This window comes from Methanoregula sp. (assembly GCA_026625165.1).
GTDB lineage: Archaea > Halobacteriota > Methanomicrobia > Methanomicrobiales > Methanospirillaceae > MVRE01.
The window spans coordinates 324,796-341,771 of the sequence record CP112999.1 but is presented as its reverse complement, the minus strand read 5'-3'; the positions used below and the strand labels follow the sequence as shown (position 1 = coordinate 341,771).

Annotated in this window: 20 protein-coding genes; 17 read left to right on the top strand and 3 right to left on the bottom strand. The window is 55.1% G+C overall.

Annotation, left to right across the window (positions count from 1 at the left end; all coding sequences use genetic code 11):
* The first annotated feature begins 1 nt into the window (after position 1).
* From glmS to OS112_01785, 6 genes are all read left to right on the top strand, one after another.
* Positions 2–1,741, top strand: coding sequence for a glutamine--fructose-6-phosphate transaminase (isomerizing) (gene glmS / locus OS112_01810; GenBank protein WAC05392.1), 1,740 nt, complete (start codon positions 2–4; stop codon positions 1,739–1,741).
* Entirely contained in the window at positions 1,738–2,334 is a 597-nt protein-coding gene (locus OS112_01805; protein ID WAC05391.1) for an acyltransferase, read from the top strand. The genes glmS and OS112_01805 overlap by 4 nt, the downstream gene beginning before the upstream one ends.
* Before the next feature lie 63 nt (positions 2,335–2,397).
* The gene (locus OS112_01800) at positions 2,398–3,531 is read left to right on the top strand and encodes a glycosyltransferase (GenBank protein ID WAC05390.1); all 1,134 of its coding nucleotides are present in this window, start codon (positions 2,398–2,400) and stop codon (positions 3,529–3,531) included.
* Between the two features lie 162 nt (positions 3,532–3,693).
* A complete protein-coding gene (locus OS112_01795; protein WAC05389.1) occupies positions 3,694–6,297 on the top strand; it encodes an oligosaccharyl transferase, archaeosortase A system-associated in 2,604 nt (867 codons plus the stop codon).
* A 109-nt stretch (positions 6,298–6,406) separates the two neighbouring features.
* Positions 6,407–7,429, top strand: a complete 1,023-nt coding sequence (locus OS112_01790) for a histone deacetylase (protein ID WAC05388.1) — start codon at positions 6,407–6,409, stop codon at positions 7,427–7,429.
* A gap of 58 nt (positions 7,430–7,487) precedes the next feature.
* Positions 7,488–7,781, top strand: coding sequence for a DUF2098 domain-containing protein (locus OS112_01785; protein ID WAC05387.1), 294 nt, complete (start codon positions 7,488–7,490; stop codon positions 7,779–7,781).
* Here the strand turns inward: OS112_01785 and nikR are convergent.
* The gene (nikR, locus tag OS112_01780) at positions 7,778–8,200 is read right to left on the bottom strand and encodes a nickel-responsive transcriptional regulator NikR (GenBank protein WAC05386.1); all 423 of its coding nucleotides are present in this window, start codon (positions 8,198–8,200) and stop codon (positions 7,778–7,780) included. The genes OS112_01785 and nikR overlap by 4 nt on opposite strands.
* 220 nt (positions 8,201–8,420) lie before the next feature.
* Here nikR and OS112_01775 point away from each other — a divergent pair, with 220 nt between their 5' ends.
* The 10 genes from OS112_01775 to OS112_01730 all read left to right on the top strand — a co-directional run bounded on the left by OS112_01775 (position 8,421) and on the right by OS112_01730 (position 14,322).
* The gene (locus OS112_01775; protein WAC05385.1) at positions 8,421–9,656 is read left to right on the top strand and encodes a translation initiation factor IF-2 subunit gamma; all 1,236 of its coding nucleotides are present in this window, start codon (positions 8,421–8,423) and stop codon (positions 9,654–9,656) included.
* A complete protein-coding gene (locus tag OS112_01770; protein ID WAC05384.1) occupies positions 9,653–10,036 on the top strand; it encodes a nucleotide-binding protein in 384 nt (127 codons plus the stop codon). Before OS112_01775 ends, OS112_01770 begins: the two co-directional genes overlap by 4 nt.
* 9 nt (positions 10,037–10,045) lie before the next feature.
* Positions 10,046–10,672 (top strand): DNA-directed RNA polymerase, encoded by a 627-nt coding sequence (locus OS112_01765; GenBank protein WAC05383.1) that lies wholly within the window; start codon positions 10,046–10,048, stop codon positions 10,670–10,672.
* Between the two features lie 4 nt (positions 10,673–10,676).
* Positions 10,677–10,883, top strand: a complete 207-nt coding sequence (locus OS112_01760) for a DNA-directed RNA polymerase, subunit E'' (GenBank protein WAC05382.1) — start codon at positions 10,677–10,679, stop codon at positions 10,881–10,883.
* Positions 10,883–11,377, top strand: coding sequence for a GTP-dependent dephospho-CoA kinase family protein (locus tag OS112_01755; protein ID WAC05381.1), 495 nt, complete (start codon positions 10,883–10,885; stop codon positions 11,375–11,377). Before OS112_01760 ends, OS112_01755 begins: the two co-directional genes overlap by 1 nt.
* A 126-nt stretch (positions 11,378–11,503) precedes the next feature.
* Positions 11,504–11,803, top strand: coding sequence for a 30S ribosomal protein S24e (locus OS112_01750; GenBank protein WAC05380.1), 300 nt, complete (start codon positions 11,504–11,506; stop codon positions 11,801–11,803).
* A 2-nt stretch (positions 11,804–11,805) separates the two neighbouring features.
* On the top strand, positions 11,806–11,988 hold the full coding sequence (locus tag OS112_01745) for a 30S ribosomal protein S27ae (protein WAC05379.1): 183 nt from the start codon (positions 11,806–11,808) through the stop codon (positions 11,986–11,988).
* Between the two features lie 10 nt (positions 11,989–11,998).
* Complete coding sequence (locus OS112_01740) at positions 11,999–13,567, top strand: bifunctional N(6)-L-threonylcarbamoyladenine synthase/serine/threonine protein kinase (GenBank protein WAC05378.1); 1,569 nt, start codon at positions 11,999–12,001, stop codon at positions 13,565–13,567.
* The gene (rdgB, locus tag OS112_01735) at positions 13,564–14,106 is read left to right on the top strand and encodes an RdgB/HAM1 family non-canonical purine NTP pyrophosphatase (GenBank protein WAC05377.1); all 543 of its coding nucleotides are present in this window, start codon (positions 13,564–13,566) and stop codon (positions 14,104–14,106) included. The genes OS112_01740 and rdgB overlap by 4 nt, the downstream gene beginning before the upstream one ends.
* A 69-nt stretch (positions 14,107–14,175) precedes the next feature.
* Positions 14,176–14,322 (top strand): 50S ribosomal protein L40e, encoded by a 147-nt coding sequence (locus OS112_01730; protein WAC05376.1) that lies wholly within the window; start codon positions 14,176–14,178, stop codon positions 14,320–14,322.
* A gap of 105 nt (positions 14,323–14,427) precedes the next feature.
* Here the strand turns inward: OS112_01730 and OS112_01725 are convergent, their stop codons facing one another.
* Positions 14,428–14,937: a hypothetical protein gene (locus tag OS112_01725; protein WAC05375.1), complete on the bottom strand. Its 510-nt coding sequence runs from the start codon at positions 14,935–14,937 to the stop codon at positions 14,428–14,430.
* Between the two features lie 146 nt (positions 14,938–15,083).
* Here OS112_01725 and OS112_01720 point away from each other — a divergent pair, with 146 nt between their 5' ends.
* Positions 15,084–16,106: a hypothetical protein gene (locus OS112_01720; GenBank protein WAC05374.1), complete on the top strand. Its 1,023-nt coding sequence runs from the start codon at positions 15,084–15,086 to the stop codon at positions 16,104–16,106.
* Between the two features lie 33 nt (positions 16,107–16,139).
* Here OS112_01720 and OS112_01715 read toward each other — a convergent pair whose 3' ends face one another.
* Positions 16,140–16,790 (bottom strand): DUF1917 domain-containing protein, encoded by a 651-nt coding sequence (locus OS112_01715; GenBank protein WAC05373.1) that lies wholly within the window; start codon positions 16,788–16,790, stop codon positions 16,140–16,142.
* Between the last annotated feature and the right edge of the window lie 186 nt (positions 16,791–16,976).

The following is a 16,976-nucleotide window of genomic DNA, read 5'->3' as shown; positions in this document are numbered from 1 at the left end:
AGTGTGTGGTATTGTCGGCTATATCGGCTTTAAAAACGCAGCACCCATTATTGTCAAAGGGTTAAAAAAACTCGAATACCGGGGCTACGATTCATTCGGTATTGCCACTATCGGGAGTGGCATCGAGATTTGCAAACATGCCGGCAGGATATCGGAAAACGCCCGGTCTGCACTCCACTTAAACGGCACGGTTGGGATCGGGCACACGCGCTGGGCAACACACGGCATCCCCAATGATGTCAACGCCCACCCGCATACTGACTGCAAAAACCGGATCGCGATCGTCCACAACGGCATCATCGGGAACTATGCAGACTTGAAACGGCAGCTTGTGGCACGGGGGCACAGGTTCCTTTCCGATACCGACACCGAAGTGATCGCCCACCTTATCGAGGAGAACTATACTGACAACCTGCTCACCGCGGTACGGCAGGTGATCCCGGTGCTGCAGGGCTCATTTGCCCTGCTGGTGATCTCGCCTGAAGAGCAGCGGATCATCGCAGCACGGCATGCAAGCCCCCTTGTCATTGGCATGGGTGACGGGGAATATTTTGCCGCATCGGACATGACCCCGGTGCTTGAGTATACCGAGCGTGCCATCTTCCTTGAGGACGGTGATATCGCGAGCCTCTCCCCAAAACAACTCGAGATATACCACGGGAAGGAGCTGGTCAGCCGTCCCGTCGAGCTCATCGACTGGTCGGTTGAGGACACGAAAAAAGGCGGGTTTGCCCATTACATGCTCAAGGAGATTTACGAACAGCCCCAGGCATTTTACAACTCCATCCAGGCAATAGACCAGGAAACCCTTCCCGGAATTGCGAAAAAACCTGAATCGGTCGCGGTAGTTGCGTGCGGGTCGTCCTACCATGCCGGCCTCATTTTCAAGTATCTCCTTGAGGAGACATGCGGGATACCGGCACGCCTTGAATTTGCATCTGAATTCAAATATTTCCCACCCCCCGTCAGTTGCCTCGTGATAGGGATTACGCAGTCCGGGGAAACCGCCGATACCCTTACCGCGCTCAAAACAGCAAAATCGCATGCCTGCCAGACAATCGCAATCACGAACGTGCTGGGCAGTTCGGTGAGCCGGATCGCCGATGCAACAATATTCATGCGTGCAGGACCTGAGATCAGCGTCGCCGCAACAAAATCGTTTGTTGCCCAGCTCGGCGTGTTGATGCAGATGGTAAATCTCCTATCAGGGGAAAAGTTCACAAAAATTTTTCACCAGGCTCACCGGGCAATTGAAGAAGTACTCTTACAGGACATCTCGGGTGCGGTCCTTGCCTGCAAACAGGCCCGCAGCATTTTCTATGTCGGGCGCGGCCCATTCTATCCTGTTGCCCTTGAAGGCGCATTGAAGATGAAGGAGATCTCCTATATCCATGCCGAGGGCTATGCAGCAGGCGAACTTAAGCACGGGCCGTTTGCGCTGCTCTCACCTGAAACGCCGGTGATTGCCATCTGCATGCCCGACGATACATACGGGGTGATGGTCTCCAATATCAAGGAGATGAAGGCACGGGGTGCACCGGTGATAGCGCTGGGTATCGAAGGAGACAGCGAACTTGCCGATGTCGTGGATATCTTTATCCCGGTCCCCAAAACGCACAGGTTTGTCCAGATCCTCACCAGCCTGGTCGTCCTGCAGCTGCTCGCATACCATACCGCGGTGGCACTGGGATGTGACGTGGACAAGCCAAGAAACCTTGCAAAGAGCGTGACTGTTGAATGATTGAGTACGGGATTAATAGTATTGGAGCCGGTGCGCAGATCTTTGAACCGGTGACGCTGGGATTTCCCTCCCGCGACAATATCACCAGAACAGGGTTTATAGGTTCTGCCATCGGGGACCGTGCGACAATCCGGTCGGGCACCATCATTTACTGCGACGTCGTCATCGGTGATGACTTTTCCTGCGGGCATAACGTGCTCATCCGCGAAAAGACCCGGATTGGGGACAGGGTCAGTATCGGAACTGCGTCTGTTATCGAAGGAAGGGTTACCATCGGCAACGATGTCAGCCTCCAGAGCCTTGTCTATGTGCCAACGGATACAACGATCGGCAACCAGGTATTCATCGGGCCAAACACCGTCCTTACCAATGACAGGTATCCCCCCTCCCGCATTGGCGGGCTGCAGGGGCCGGTGCTTTCCAACGGGGCAGTTGTGGGTGCAAACGTTACCATCCTCCCCGGTGTCTGTATAGGGGAAGGAGCGCTTGTTGCAGCAGGTGCGGTCGTGACAAAAGACGTCCCCGATCGCAAACTTGCCATAGGCTCGCCAGCAAGGATCCGGGACCTGCCCAAAGCGATGGATCAAAAATAACAGGGGAATATTCGTGGTATTCTGCCTTACTTGTACCGTACCGGTGCCGGGGATTACTTGATTATGAAAATACTCCTTGTCTCAACGCAGGATTATATCCATCACCCGATACCCTCCCGCCACCATTATATTTTTGAGGAACTGGCGACACGGCATGAAGTGCATGTCCCCCATTTTCACGTGAGCAGGGGCAATGAGCGCAAGACAAGGCTGGTCGTGCATGAGGCAACACAGTTTCCCGTAGAAAACCCCGTCCTCCATTACACGTTAAACGCCCCGTACCACTTCCATATTTTTAAAAAAATCATCAGGGACGAGGGGATCGAACTCGTTGTCGCGGCCCAGGTACTTGCCGGTACAGCGGTCATTCATGCAGCAAAAAAATACGGGGTCCCTGTTGTTTTTGACTTAAAGGACTGGTTCCCGGACTCGGCGGCGGCATATGTCAGGATACGGTTTCTGCAGTCAGTCGTCCGCAGAACCGTCTGGGAGATCACAAAACGAAACCTTGGCAATAGTACGGTAATTACGACTGTTTCCCCTTCCCTAGTCGAAAAGCTCAAAAAATCCGGGTTTGATGCAGATCTTGTAACAAACGGGGTCGATACCGACATCTTCATACCTGGGGAGAACCCTGGACTCCGGGCAGGACTCGGTATTCGTCCTGACGATTTTGTGATCGGATTTGCCGGGAGCGTGGAGCGCTGGTATGCAATTGATGAGGTCATCAGGAGCCTCCCGGAACTGATACGCTATTGCAGGAATACGAAGCTGCTCGTTGTCGGTGGATCGCTCTTTACGCCGTATATGACCGAACTGAGGCAGCTTGCGGCAGACCTTCAGGTACAGGACCACGTGATCTTCACCGGGACTAAACCCTACCGTGAGCTTGCCGGGTACATTGCCTGCATGGACGCCTGCACCATACCCTTATCGCCTCCACAGTGGGCAGACATCGCCCTCCCAAATAAATTTTTTGAATATTCCGCATGCGGAAAACCCATTGTCATGCGTCCCATACCCGATGTAATTAAAATCGGCGGCCCCAATATTTTCCTGTACCGGACCCAAAGCGAATTTATCGAACAGATCAAATTCCTCATGAACAAAAAACCCACATTTGCCATAGACCTTGAACACCACAGCTGGAAAGGTAAAGCCAGGGAGTTTGAGACGATATTTGAGCGTCTTGTGTGATGCACTCTTATGAAAAAACAGCTCCCTATACATACTTAATTTACCTGATAAATTTTTTTAGGGTCTTGTTCGGAGTTATATGTCTGTCAGGTCGTTACCTTGTTGTTATCCAAATTTATTTGTGGTCACGGCAGCAACATGATACTTCATTAGGATGATCAGATGACCGAGCCTGTTAATAAAAATTACCGGACGTATCTCATTTTTGCCATTATTTTCTTTTTTTCGGCTTTTGCACTCTGGCTGCGCCTGATTCCCATGTTCAACCTCGGGAATACGGACATCTTATATGTCGTAGGCAGCGACGACCCGCTCTATAACCTAAGACAGGTCGAACAGATCCTTGCCAACTTTCCTGCATACAACTGGTTTGACGTCATGACCCTGTACCCATGGGGTTCAACAATATACTGGGGCCCGCTCTTCCCGACGATCATCGCAGTTCTCTGCATTTTGACCGGTGCCGCCACACGGCCGGAGATTATCGCTACGGGACTGCTGGTCCCGCCACTGATGGCAACTGCACTTGTCCCCATCATGTATTTTGTCGGGAAGACCTGTGGGGACTACAAGACCGGCTTGCTTGCTTCCGGGTTTACAGCAGTTGTTTCAGGACAAATTTTTTACCGTTCCTTTTACGGGTATATGGACCACCATATCGCCGAGGTGCTTTTTTCCACCCTTTTCTGCCTTTTCTACATCTATGCGATCCTTGCAGCGCGGGAGCAGGATATTGACTTAAAAAAGATCGGGGCATTCAAAAAAACGGTCATTTTCTCTGGTATTGCAGGAATTGCCTATCTGCTCGGCCTGTTTACGATGCCGACAATGATTTTGTTTGCGATGATTGTCGGGATTTTTACCCTTGTCCAGTCGTTAATAAATGTCTACCAGGATCGGTCGATCGGGTACCTGGCTGTTGCCAATTCCATCATCTTCTCGGTTGCAATCATCGGGCTCCTTGGCTACGGGATCCAGTACCCGGGCCTCGGGCTGAGCCTGTATACGATAGGTCATGTCTATGCATATCTCAGCCTCATTGGAGGGACATGGCTGCTGTATGGATTGATCTGGTACCTCAAAGGGAGACCAAGATATTTTTATCCCGCGGCGCTCGCTGGCATTGCCGTGGCATTTGGCGCAGTACTGTTCCTGTTCCTCCCTGATATCTACAACCTGCTCGTGTCCAACTTTATTTCCTTTTTCGGACAGGCAGTTGTGACCACTACCGTCCAGGAAGCCCGGGGATGGAGTACTGATCTTGCATGGTTTGCCTTTAATTACGGGCTCCTGCTATTTACCGGCGGTGCCCTTGTAATGGCATATAATAATCTTAAGGACGAGCACCCCCACCAGGTGTTTGCTTTGGTCTGGTCGGTGGTGATGTTCTATTCCACATGGCAGCATATCAGGTACGAGTATTACCTTGCCATCAACATCGCGCTCCTCTCTGCCGTCTGCATCCATTTTGTCATGGAGCGCGGATGGCCCGAAGTAGCCCGGCTGGCAGCCCGGATTTCTTCAGATCAAAGCACCAGCCGCCAACAAGACAGAGGAGGAGCGGAGCCACCAAAAGGGAAACGGCATAAAAAAGTACAGAAAAAGGTGGAGAGGCCTGACTCATTCAGTTACCTGAACCTCGGTGTGATGGTCGTTGCGCTGGGATTTGCCATACTTTTTGCCTATACGTCGGCTTCCTATAGTTACGCCAATGCATCCAACAATGCGATCCGAATGAACGGGGACTGGCGCGAATCACTGGAATGGATGAAAGACAATACCCCAGAAACCGGTGTGGATTATCTCACCATCTATGACAGGAAGACGTTTGAGTACCCGAATTCGTCTTACGGGGTCATGTCCTGGTGGGACTACGGGCATATGATCACCTACATTGCAAAACGGATCCCCAACGCAAACCCGTTCCAGCAGGGGGTCGCTGGTCCGACCGGGTCCGCCGCATATTTCATGGCTGAGTCTGAAGAGACCGCAAACGGGATTGCGGATGCTATCGGGATCAGGTACATCATTACCGATATTGAGATGGATGAAGCGATCCAGGGGAAGTTCTGGGCAATGGCGACTTGGTACAACACGTCCCGCGGAGTTGAACCTTACGTAACGACGTATGCAGTCCCAAACCAGAACGATCCGACCAAATATATGTCCGCACCCCTCATCAACCAGCACTATTACGAGACCATGATATCCCGTCTCCACAATTTTGACGGTTCGCTGACCAATGCGACGGCAGTCTACTATATCGAGTACGTTGACCCGTCGGTATCCTCGGTTTCCGCCCCGGTGATCATCGCCGCCAGCGAGATAGATGCAGCTGAAGCTCATATGAGAGCAGCCCTGTATAATGCAAAGGCGACGCCGGGCTACCATGCAACCGTTGCGAATCCGGTAATCGTCACCCCTACGGACACGGTGCCGGCACTCCGCCACTACCGGCTCGTCCATGAGTCCCCGACAAACGTTTATGGCACAAAAATCCCGGACGTCAAATACGTGAAGGTCTTTGAGTATGTAAAGGGAGCCCATATCAAAGGCACAGGTGTCATCGAGGTTCCCCTCGTTTCCAACACCGGCCGCCGGTTTACCTACCGTCAGCAGTCAATCAATGGTGAATTCATCGTACCCTACTCCACGACCGGCAACCCCTATGACGTCAAGGCAACCGGCAAATACCGGATCGCCGGGATGACGCGGGAATTTGATGTGCCTGAAAATGCCGTGATGCAGGGACTTGCCATAAACTAATCCTTTTTTTTAAAAATTTTTTGCGGTTTTAAAAAACCCAGTCCAACCTCCCTAATCCGCATTTCAGGCTGGATTGATTTTCACTGGATTTTCTCTTTGCATCAACCGAATGCTAAAGATAGCAGGCAGGCCAATAGAAATTCAGCATATTATGACCGGTTGCCGGGCGATATCGGGGACAATCTTCTCCCAGCATGACCTGGAGACGCATGACGAGTCCGGCATCCGGCTCCGCGAGGCACTGCTGGGTGTCCCCGGGGGGGTTATTATCGGTGAGCCGCGCCCAGCGTCCGTTGATGACCTTCTCCGTGTCCATTCTCCGTCGCACATTCGCATGATCCGTGAGCTCTGCATGCACGGGGGCCAGCACTTCATCGACCATAACACCTATGTCACGACCCGCTCGTTTGAGGTGGCATCCCATGCTGCCGGCGCCGCGATCGGTGCGGTGGACTGCGCCCTTGGCGGCGAGCACTGTTTTGCGCTTGTCCGCCCGCCGGGCCACCATGCCGAACCCGACCGGGCAATGGGTTTCTGCCTCTTTAATAACGCCGCTGTCGCAGCATCGGCAGCACTGGACCGGGTCAGACGTGTGGCAATCGTTGACTGGGACCTCCACCACGGGAACGGGACCCAGAAGATTTTCTATACAAGCGACAGCGTCCTGTTCTGTTCAGTCCACCAGGGCAACACATTTCCCCGCACGGGCTGGGTCGACGAGATCGGCGAGGGGCCCGGGAGGGGCTGTACAATCAATGCCCCGCTCCGTGCCGGCGGGACCATTGCCGATTACCGGTATGTATTTGAGCAGGTATTCCTGCCTGCAATCCGGCAGTACAGGCCGGGCGTCCTGATCGTATCTGCTGGACAGGATCCCCTTGCCGATGACCCGAAAAGCGGGATGCGGCTGGCGCCCCCGGATTTTGGTGTCCTGACATCCCTGCTCAGGTCTTCGGTCAGTACGCCCATCGCCCTTGTCCTTGAAGGGGGTTACGGGCCTTCCCACGGGGAGGCGATCCGCCGGATATTCTCAGCGCTTTCAACCGATATCCCGGTTCAGGAGACCGGGGACGTTGTGCCCCGCGAGAGCACCCAGAAGACCGTGTCCACGCTCAAAAAACTGATCTTCTGATATCCTTCATTTCCCCCATGCCAAAGGATTTTAATAATCCCGGACTGTACGTTCAAGTATGCACGCAGGCGAAGTCGTGGCAGGTATGCGGGTGAGGTACCCGCGGACGGGGACCACCGGCGTTGTCCAGCGCATCGAGACCGTACGGGGGGATACTTTTGCCGAACTGGACAGCACGCACCTTCTCTACCGTATTGACCAGCTGGTACCGGCAACAGGCACCGAGAAGGTCAGGAAGACGTTTGTCGAGGACGCAAAAAAGACAATTGAGAGCGAACGCGAATTTGCCTCTGGCAGCGGACTGCAGGACGCTCTCAGGAATATTGACCAGAGCTGCGAGGGCGGGGGTTAGTCTTCAAGCCCGATCGTTGTAAGTTTGACCGATTCCACCCCTTTCTGGGACATCAGCCGCTCGGCAAGCGACTTGAGCTGCGTCCCGTCACCCCGGAGCAGGATCACCTCGAGGCAGCGCGACTCGGTCACGTGGGAGTGGAGCGATGCCTGGATGATGCCCTTGAACTCGTGCTGGACATCGGTGAGCACGACAAGGAGCCCCCGCTGGTCATGGTCATAGATCATCGTGATGACTCCCTGCCGCTCACCCTTGACGTCCGCCATCCATTTGTAATACTGGATATAGCTGCGGATCGCGTCCCGTATCCCCTCGGACCGCGACGAGTAGCCGCGGTAGTTGATAATCTGGTCGAACTGGTCAAGGAGATGTTTTGGCAACGAAATGCCGATGCGGGAGAGCTCACTGTCAATGGTCATACGGAGTCCTTACTCTGATGTTCCTTTGTGTTATTTTTAACATTTCGGTTTAAATTTCGTAGCAAGGGGTATGAATTTTTTTTAAGAACATCTTTACGCGTATTCCGGCTGGATGGGGCAAAATAAAACAGTTTTCATGCGAATTCCGACGAAATACCCCTTCACTGGTTATGTATAAGTATGATCGTTATATATAGAGTAAGGAGGTTCGATTTCAAGGATGCATGATGTGACAATACCCAGCGTCAATATCGGCGTGGTGGGCCATGTTGACCACGGGAAGACCACCCTGGTCAACGCGATCACCGGGACATGGACGGACCGGCACAGCGAAGAGGTTAAACGCGGCATCTCCATTCGTCTGGGGTATGCTGACGCGACATTCTACCGGTGCGGGTCATGCCAGGATGCAGATGCCTACTCTACGCGGGAGACATGCCCGGTATGCGGGGGCAGGGGGACCCCGTTCAGGTCCATTTCCTTTGTCGACGCGCCGGGGCACGAAACCCTGATGGCAACAATGCTCTCCGGCTCGGCACTGATGGACGGGGCGATGCTCGTCATCTCTGCATCGGAGAAATGCCCGCAGCCGCAGACCAAGGAGCACCTCATGGCGCTGGAACTTGTCGGCATCAACAGGATCGTGGTCGTCCAGAACAAGATCGATGTGGTCAGCCAGAACGAGGCGATCGAGAATTACAGGCAGATCAAGGCGTTCATCAAAGGCACCATCGCCGAAAACGCGCCCGTCATCCCTGTCTCCGCCCAGAAGGGGATTAACATGGGCGCTCTTGTCCAGGCGCTTGACGCGGCGATACCGGAGCCCGCACGGGACCCGGACGCAGAACCGATGGTACTTGTCGCACGTTCCTTTGACGTGAACAAGCCGGGCTGCAACTGGAAGGAGGTAAAAGGCGGCGTAATCGGGGGCTCGCTTATCCGCGGCATCCTCCATGAGGACGAGGAGATCGAGATCCGGCCCGGGCGGCAGCTGCAGGTCGAGAACCGGATCAGGTGGGAGCCAATCACAACCCGGATCACCTCAATCCATGCCGGTTCCACCCGTGTGACAGAGGCAACACCAGGCGGGCTGCTTGGCATCGGGACCCGGCTTGACCCTGCGCTTACAAAAAGCGATGCACTTGCAGGGCAGGTCGCCGGCCATATCGGGAAGCTCCCGCCGGTATGGGACAAGGTCAGGTGCCAGGTCACCCTCATGGAGAGAGTTGTCGGCGCAACAAGCGAACTCGCCATCGAACCGTTAAAACACAACGAGCCGCTGATGCTCTCGGTAGGTACGGCGGTCACGGTGGGTGTCGTGACCGGCACAAAGAAAGAGAATGTTGAGATCTCCTTAAAACGGCCGGTGTGTGCGGAAACGGGTGCACGGTTCGCAATCAGCCGGCAGGTGGGGGCACGCTGGCGCCTGATCGGGATGGGCGTTCTGAACGAGTGAGGGTCCTCCTCGACGCCAACGCGCTCATGATGCCGGCACAGTTTTCCATCGACCTGTTCGATGAACTGCGCCAGCTCGTGGGCGCATTCGAACCGCTCGTCCTTGAAAATGTAACGCGTGAACTTGCCGGCATCTCCTCTGGCAGGGGGCGGGATGCGGCGGCAGCGCGGTACGGCCTGGGTGTTGCACAGAGGTGCACGACGGTCCACGCGCCCGGGCCCTCAAACGGTCCCGTTGACGAACAGGTGATCAGGTATGCGCGGGAGACTCGCTGCTTCGTCGTGACCAATGACCGGCGCCTGCGGGAGGCGCTGCTCGCGCAGGGCACTGGTGTTATATCTATGAGAAAACAGAAAAGACTGGAACTGATACAGAGCTAGGGGATTATTATGTATAATAAAATCCGGTTGGATGATAAGGTACGGGTGCCCCCTAACCGTCTCGGCGAAAATCTCGAGAAGGTTATTCTGGATGTCCTGCAGGAGCATCTGGAGGGGAGCATTGACAAGGAGATCGGGATCTTTATCTGCGTCACACGCGTGCTGGAAGTCGGCGAAGGGGAGATCGTGCCCGGTGATGGCGGCATCTACTACGATGTGAAGTTCGAGGCGCTGGTGCTGCGGCTTGCGCTGCAGGAAGTGATCGAGGGTGTTGTCGTTGAGACGACGAGCTTTGGCGCATTTGTTTCACTTGGCCCGATCGATGCGATGCTGCACGTCAGCCAGATCTCCGATGAATACATCAATTTTGATGAGAAGAATTCACGGCTCATCTGCCAGGAATCGAAACGGTTCGTAGGCGTGGGTGACACGATCCGTGCCCGCGTCGTGACGCTAAGCTTAAACGAGCGCGAGCCCCGTGACAGCAAGATCGGGCTCACGATGCGGCAGGCCGGCCTCGGCACTGCACTCTGGCTCGAGGAGGATATGAACCTCGAGAAGGAGAAGGCACTCGAAAAAGGCGGCCAGCCGGCGGAGAAGAAGGAGCGGCCTACCCGCAGGCCGCGGGAGAAGTAAGGGTATGCCACCTCCCGGGAAGAAGAAACAGGGCAAGGTATGCCGCGACTGCCATCGCGTTGTAGACGGGGAGAACTGCGTGGTCTGCGGCACCACGAACTTAAGCGATGACTGGGCAGGGTATCTTGTCATCATCGACCCCGAACACTCTGATATAGCAAAAAAGATGAACATCAGACTCCAGGGCCGGTATGCGCTGAAGGTTCGCTGATGCTGATACTGCCTGAAGAAAGACGCCATTTTTTCAAAGATCCATTTGGCGAATTGTATCCGGGTATCGCACCTGCCCTCCCGCTGCTTGCCCGCAGGACGGTGTACGCAGTCGGCGATGTGGTGACACATAACCTCCAGAAAAACGGGGTTGCCCCGGACGTGTCAGTCATTGACGGGCACACCATGCGTTCACCGTGCACACAGGCCCCTCCTTGTCACGGCCGGATAATCCGGGTGAAAAATCCCCCGGGCACCATCACCGATGAACTGGTCGCCGGTATCGACGACGCAATCGCCCACCCGCCTGCCACGGTCTATGTCAGCGGGGAGGAGGACCTCGCGGTCGTCCCGCTTGTCCTTGCTGCACCTGAAGGCGTGGTCGTGCTCTACGGGCAGCCCCACCGCGGCGTCGTGGTCCGCACCGTTGATGCGAAGGCAAAAGAGGCCGCACGGGAACTGCTCTCCCACTTCATCCGCAGTGATACAGTATAACACCAGCGTATTTTTTTAGCTCTGCAGAAATTCCTGTTCTCAAACCCTGTGCTTGCCCGCCGTAGAATTCCTTCCGGCGATGGGCACATTATATATAACACGGTTTCCAATAATTACAGGATATCGATGGATTTTGAGATTACCAGCGATAAAAGAAATGAACTTTTATCACGACGGGAGGTCCGGTTCACGCTCCGGTACGAGGGTGCAACTCCCTCGCGCATGCAGATCATCGGAAAGGTCTGCGCACTCCTCAACGTCAAAGACCAGCAGGTGGTGCTGGACTCGTTGAGGGGCAGCTTCGGCAGGATGGAACTTACCGGAGAGGCGCGAATTTATGACAGCGAAGAGGGCAGGAAGAAGACGGAGCGCGCGCACCTGATGGCACGCGGCATGCCCAAGCCAAAAGAGGAAGGGGCGGCTTAGGCATGGCAGACAAGAAAGCAAAAGCCCCGAAAGCAAAAGGACGGGGCACGTTCTTTAAGGTCGAGGGTGCGAAGGTCACCACCGCAAAGAAATACTGTCCACGCTGCGGGCCCGGTATCATGATGGCAGACCATAAGGACCGGACTGCCTGCGGGAAATGCGGTTATACGGAATTCAAAAAATAATTTTTTTTAAATGCCTATTTTCGGGCAGGTTCTTGGGATTGAAGGCACTGCGTGGAACCTCAGTGCCGCAGTTTTTGATACTGACTGTATCGCACTCTATTCTGATGCGTATTCCCCCCCTCACGGGGGCATCCACCCCCGCGAGGCAGCCCAGCACCATGCATCGGCAATGAACGCCGTCATTTCGTCAGTCCTTCATGAACCTGGCAGGATCACCGGGGTCGCGTTCTCGCAGGGGCCGGGGCTCGGGCCATGCCTGCGCACGGTTGCCACTGCCGCACGGTCGCTGTCGCTTGCCCTGGGTGTGCCGCTTGCCGGTGTGAACCACTGCGTTGCCCACGTGGAGATCGGGAGGTTTGCCACCGGCTGCAGCGACCCGGTTGTGCTGTACGCGAGCGGGGCAAACACACAGGTGATAGGGTACCTGAACGGCAGGTACCGTATTTTCGGAGAGACGCTTGACATCGGGATCGGCAACGCACTGGACAAGTTCGCCCGGTCTAAGGATCTCCCGCACCCTGGCGGCCCGTTCATTGAAAAACTCGCGGCCAGGGGGGGGTATATCGAACTTCCATACACGGTAAAAGGCATGGACCTTGCCTTTTCCGGGCTGGTGTCTGCAGCAAAGGACAGCACGGCGCCACTAGAGGACGTCTGCCACTCGTTGCAGGAGACGGCATTTGCGATGTGCGTCGAGGTGACCGAGCGGGCGATGTCGCTTGCCGGAAAAGACGAGGTGCTCCTTGTCGGCGGCGTGGGTGCAAACCGGCGCCTCCAGGAGATGCTGCTGACGATGTGCGAGGACCGGGGGGCAGGGTTCTTTGTCCCGGAACAGAGATACCTCGGCGACAACGGCGCGATGATCGCGTACACGGGAAAACTGATGCTTGAAAGCGGGCAGGTTCTTCCCCTTGAATCTTCGCAGGTCAACCCGTCGTTCCGCTCCGATGAGGTGGATGTGACGTGGAAGGCACCTGAGCGCAGGAGCGCCCGGCAGCCCGGTCCTGCCGCCACAGCCCGTGGCGCTGAAGCCGTCGTCGGGTTTTCCGGTTCCAGCGCAGAGAAGCGCCGTCTCTCCAAGCGGTACCGTGTGCCGGCACTCGACCGCCGGCTCATCGCCGAACGCACCCGTGCCGAGGCCCGGCTCATCTCAACAGCCCGGCATGCAGGTGTGCCAACCCCGATCATCAGTGACATCACACCCGACACGATTGTCATGGAGAATGTGTGCGGGACGCTGCTGTCCCATGACCTTTCTGTCCGCAATGTAAAAGAGGCCGGGCGGATGGTCGGTAAACTGCACACCGCGGGTATCATGCACGGAGACCTGACCTCGGCCAACATGATCATGAGAGACGGGCGCTGCGTCCTGATCGATTTCGGGCTGGCACAGGTGACAACGGAGGTCGAGCAGAGGGGCGTGGACATCCATGTGCTGTTCCAGACGCTGGAGAGCACGACGGCCGGTTCCGCAGCGCTCAAAGCGGCTTTCTGCGAGGGTTACCGGGAGACATTTGCCGGCGCAGGGGATGTCATCGCCCGCGAGCACGAGATCGAACTGAGGGGGCGGTACCGGTGAAGCTGGTGGTTGTCACAAGCAACCCGCACAAGGCGCACGAAGTGGCGGAGTTCTTCTTCGGCAGCGTCGAAGTGACGCATGTTGCGCTTGAATGCCCTGAGCTCAGGAGCGAGGACGTGGGCGAGATCGCACGCGGGAAGGCACGGTACGCGTACGGGGAGATCGGTTTGCCCTTAATCGTCGACGATACCTCGTTTGAGATCGATGCGCTCAACGGGTTCCCCGGGCCGTTTGCGGCATACGTGCTCGACACGATTGGAAACGCCGGTATTCTCAGGCTTATGGAAGGGGTGAAGGACCGGAGCGCCTGTTTTACCACAGCAATTGCATTTGCCGATGCTGAAGGCATACGGGTCTTCACCGGCACAATCCACGGCACTCTCACCACAACACCGAGGGGGATGGGGGGGTTCGGGTACGACCCGATCTTTGAGTGTGACGGTAAGACGCTCGCGGAGATCCCGCTTGCGGAAAAGAGCCGGACCTCGCACCGGGCACAGGCGCTCGCCGCGTTCCATGACTGGTTTATCCGTAAGTAAAGCGCCCGCCCTGACGCAAACGGTTAAGAGCTTTTACATCATTCATGATAGGGCAGGAGAGTTTATACCATGGCAAAATTTCCCGAGGCAGAAGCCCGCTTACTCAACGTGAAGATCTGCATGCACTGCAACGCACGCAATGCGATCCGTGCGACAACGTGCCGCAAATGCGGGTACAAGAATCTGCGCCCCAAGAACAAGGAAAGAAAGGCGTAACCCCGATACCCTTTTTTCACTATCTATTTGTCCGAAACATCTTCAACGGGCGCCATTATTATTTAAGGACGACCTGGTTTTCTTAAATAAAAGTCCGGGTGCATCTTATTTTTTTTCAAACAGCCGCTGTGCCGGGCACCCGATTCTTTTTTGCCTGCAATACCTGCAGGCGATCTGACCTCTCACGACCGCGTTCCCCGCAAATCCAAGGAAGAAAAGAATGATGATCAGCACGAGGAGGGTCCAGCTGAAATCATGGATCAGGAGCCCGGTTCCGACAAGAACGGGGATAATAAAGACAAGAAAGTCCGGGACGATATCCTTCCATGTGATCGTCCGGTTGTAAAATTGTTCCGGTTTTCCCCGGGGAAAAAACATGCAGCTCAACCGGCCTTTTGCAAAAGCACAGGTTTTGCCATAATAATAACAGTCTACGCAATGTCCCCTCACCAGGCGGACTTCGAGGATAAGGATGAAGAGCACGTACAGGACAAGCCAGATGAGGCCGATCTGGGAAATAATCACAGCGCCAATAACATAAACCGATATAGAGAGGAGATTGGATACCAGTACCATCCATACGGGATACTGGTCGTAACCTTGGAGTTCCCCCATAATGCTGCATGGGATTCCTGCAGTAAAAAATTGTCCCCCTGTTGGGTTCTTTAAGGAAAGAAAATCACTTGGAATAATACGTTACAAGTTTACCTTTTCTTTTTGTCTTGTATCAATTATTTTACACTCACAGCTCAAGTTGATCCATGCGACTGCCGGTATGCGTCCTGCTGCTTGTCCTGCTCCTCGCGATCTCAGGAGGCTGTGTAAAGCACATACCTGAAACAAGCCGGAATGGCACGCTGCCTGAAAATACCGCAGGTCCAGTCGTTTCAGGTCCGACTTCCCTTCCTGCTGCGGGGGATCGTATATTTACATTGCAGCATAATGGCCTGAAACGATCCTTCCTCGTCCATATCCCTTTGTCGTATACCGGATCTGAACCGGTCCCGGTTGTCATTGTCTTCCACGGTGGCGGCGATGACATCTATGGGATGATGAGACAGTCCGGAATCACAGCCACGTCCGACAGTGAGGGGTTCATCGCAGTCTTTCCGCAGGGAATAGGAAAAACCATCGGGGGCAAAACCACAGGGACATGGAATGCCGGCAGGTGTTGCGGCTCAGCCGAAACGAACAATGTCGATGATGTCGGATTTATATCGGCGCTGCTGGATGACATGGAATTACGGTTTTCCATAGACAAGGACCGGGTCTACGCCACGGGCATCTCGAACGGTGCGCTGTTCTCGTACCGGCTGGCATGCGAGCTGTCCGGCAGGATTGCCGCAATCGCACCTGTTGCCGGGCAGGATGCGTTTGACAACTGCCATCCTTCCCGCCCGGTTCCCGTTATCCACTTTCACGGGACTACAGATCCTGCAGCCCTGTATAAAGGGGGCCACTGTGGCGGGAGGCTTCCGGGGGACCCGGGATGGAACTGTGTTTCAGTCCCCGAATATATCGGGAGATGGGTGACATCCAATTCCTGTTCGCCTGAATCAGTTGAGAGCTTCAGGAACGGGAGCGCGATATGCCGGACATACGGGCATTGTCCCGGGGGAGCCGATGTGACGCTCTGCACCATCGGAGATGGCGGGCATACGTGGCCGGGCGGAGAATATCTCAAAGATGAGCGATGGTGGAAAGAGGCCGTAGGAAACATCAGCAGAGACATCTCCGCAAATGACCTTATGTGGGAATTTTTTAAAAGTCACCCGAAAAAATAATCGTTCCAGTCTGTTGAAACCCGACCTTTGCTCTCACGCGGAATAATACGTGACCCGTTTTCCCTTCTTGGCGTATTCACCGGCGAAGGTCTCAATGTTCCGCTTGTACCCGATGCGGTCGACAAAACCGAGCTCTTTGAGCTTTGTGCGCACCCGCATCACATCCGGTTCGTCCGCCCAGTCCTTTGTATAGACATAGACAACCTTGCGGTTATCCCGGGACTCGGGGTTGGGTTTTGCGGTGCTGACCTTGGTCGAGATCCCAAGCGACCCTTCAACCGTCGCGTCCCGCACCTTCTTCCACAACCCATCGACCTGGTCCGGCTCCAAAAAGATGAGCCACTTGCCGGCATTCTCGTCCTCGATTGCCTCTGGCTGGCTTTCCGGTGCGTCCTGGACGATCCAGTACATCTGGGTGGTCTTTGACGGGATGACCCCTTCACCGGCCCGGATCATATCGTAAATTGTACCGGCCCCGTCAAACTTTGTCATCAGCGCCTCTGCGAGCTGCGGGTATTCGCCCGTGAACTGCCGGAAAATTTCATCGAACTCCCGCCGGAAGTCGACCCCCTGCTCCACAAGCGCAAACAGGTACTTCTCCTGCACCCGCAGCCCCTTGTTCAAAAGGTGCTCGAAAATACCGTACCCGACATCCGCGAGCGCCCCGGGATCGACTTCTGCCATACTTAGTCGTCAGGTGCTGCCCGAAAAAATAGTTTCTGATGTTGTCCGGCCGTTCGATTTATCTGTGATCATCCTTCCAAAAAAATCATGGGGGATAAACCGGCCGCCCGCTATTGTTCAAACGCGGTAATAACCGCTTTTTTCCGGATTCAGCCTGATGTGTCGTCGAATTCTTTAAAAGCGCCC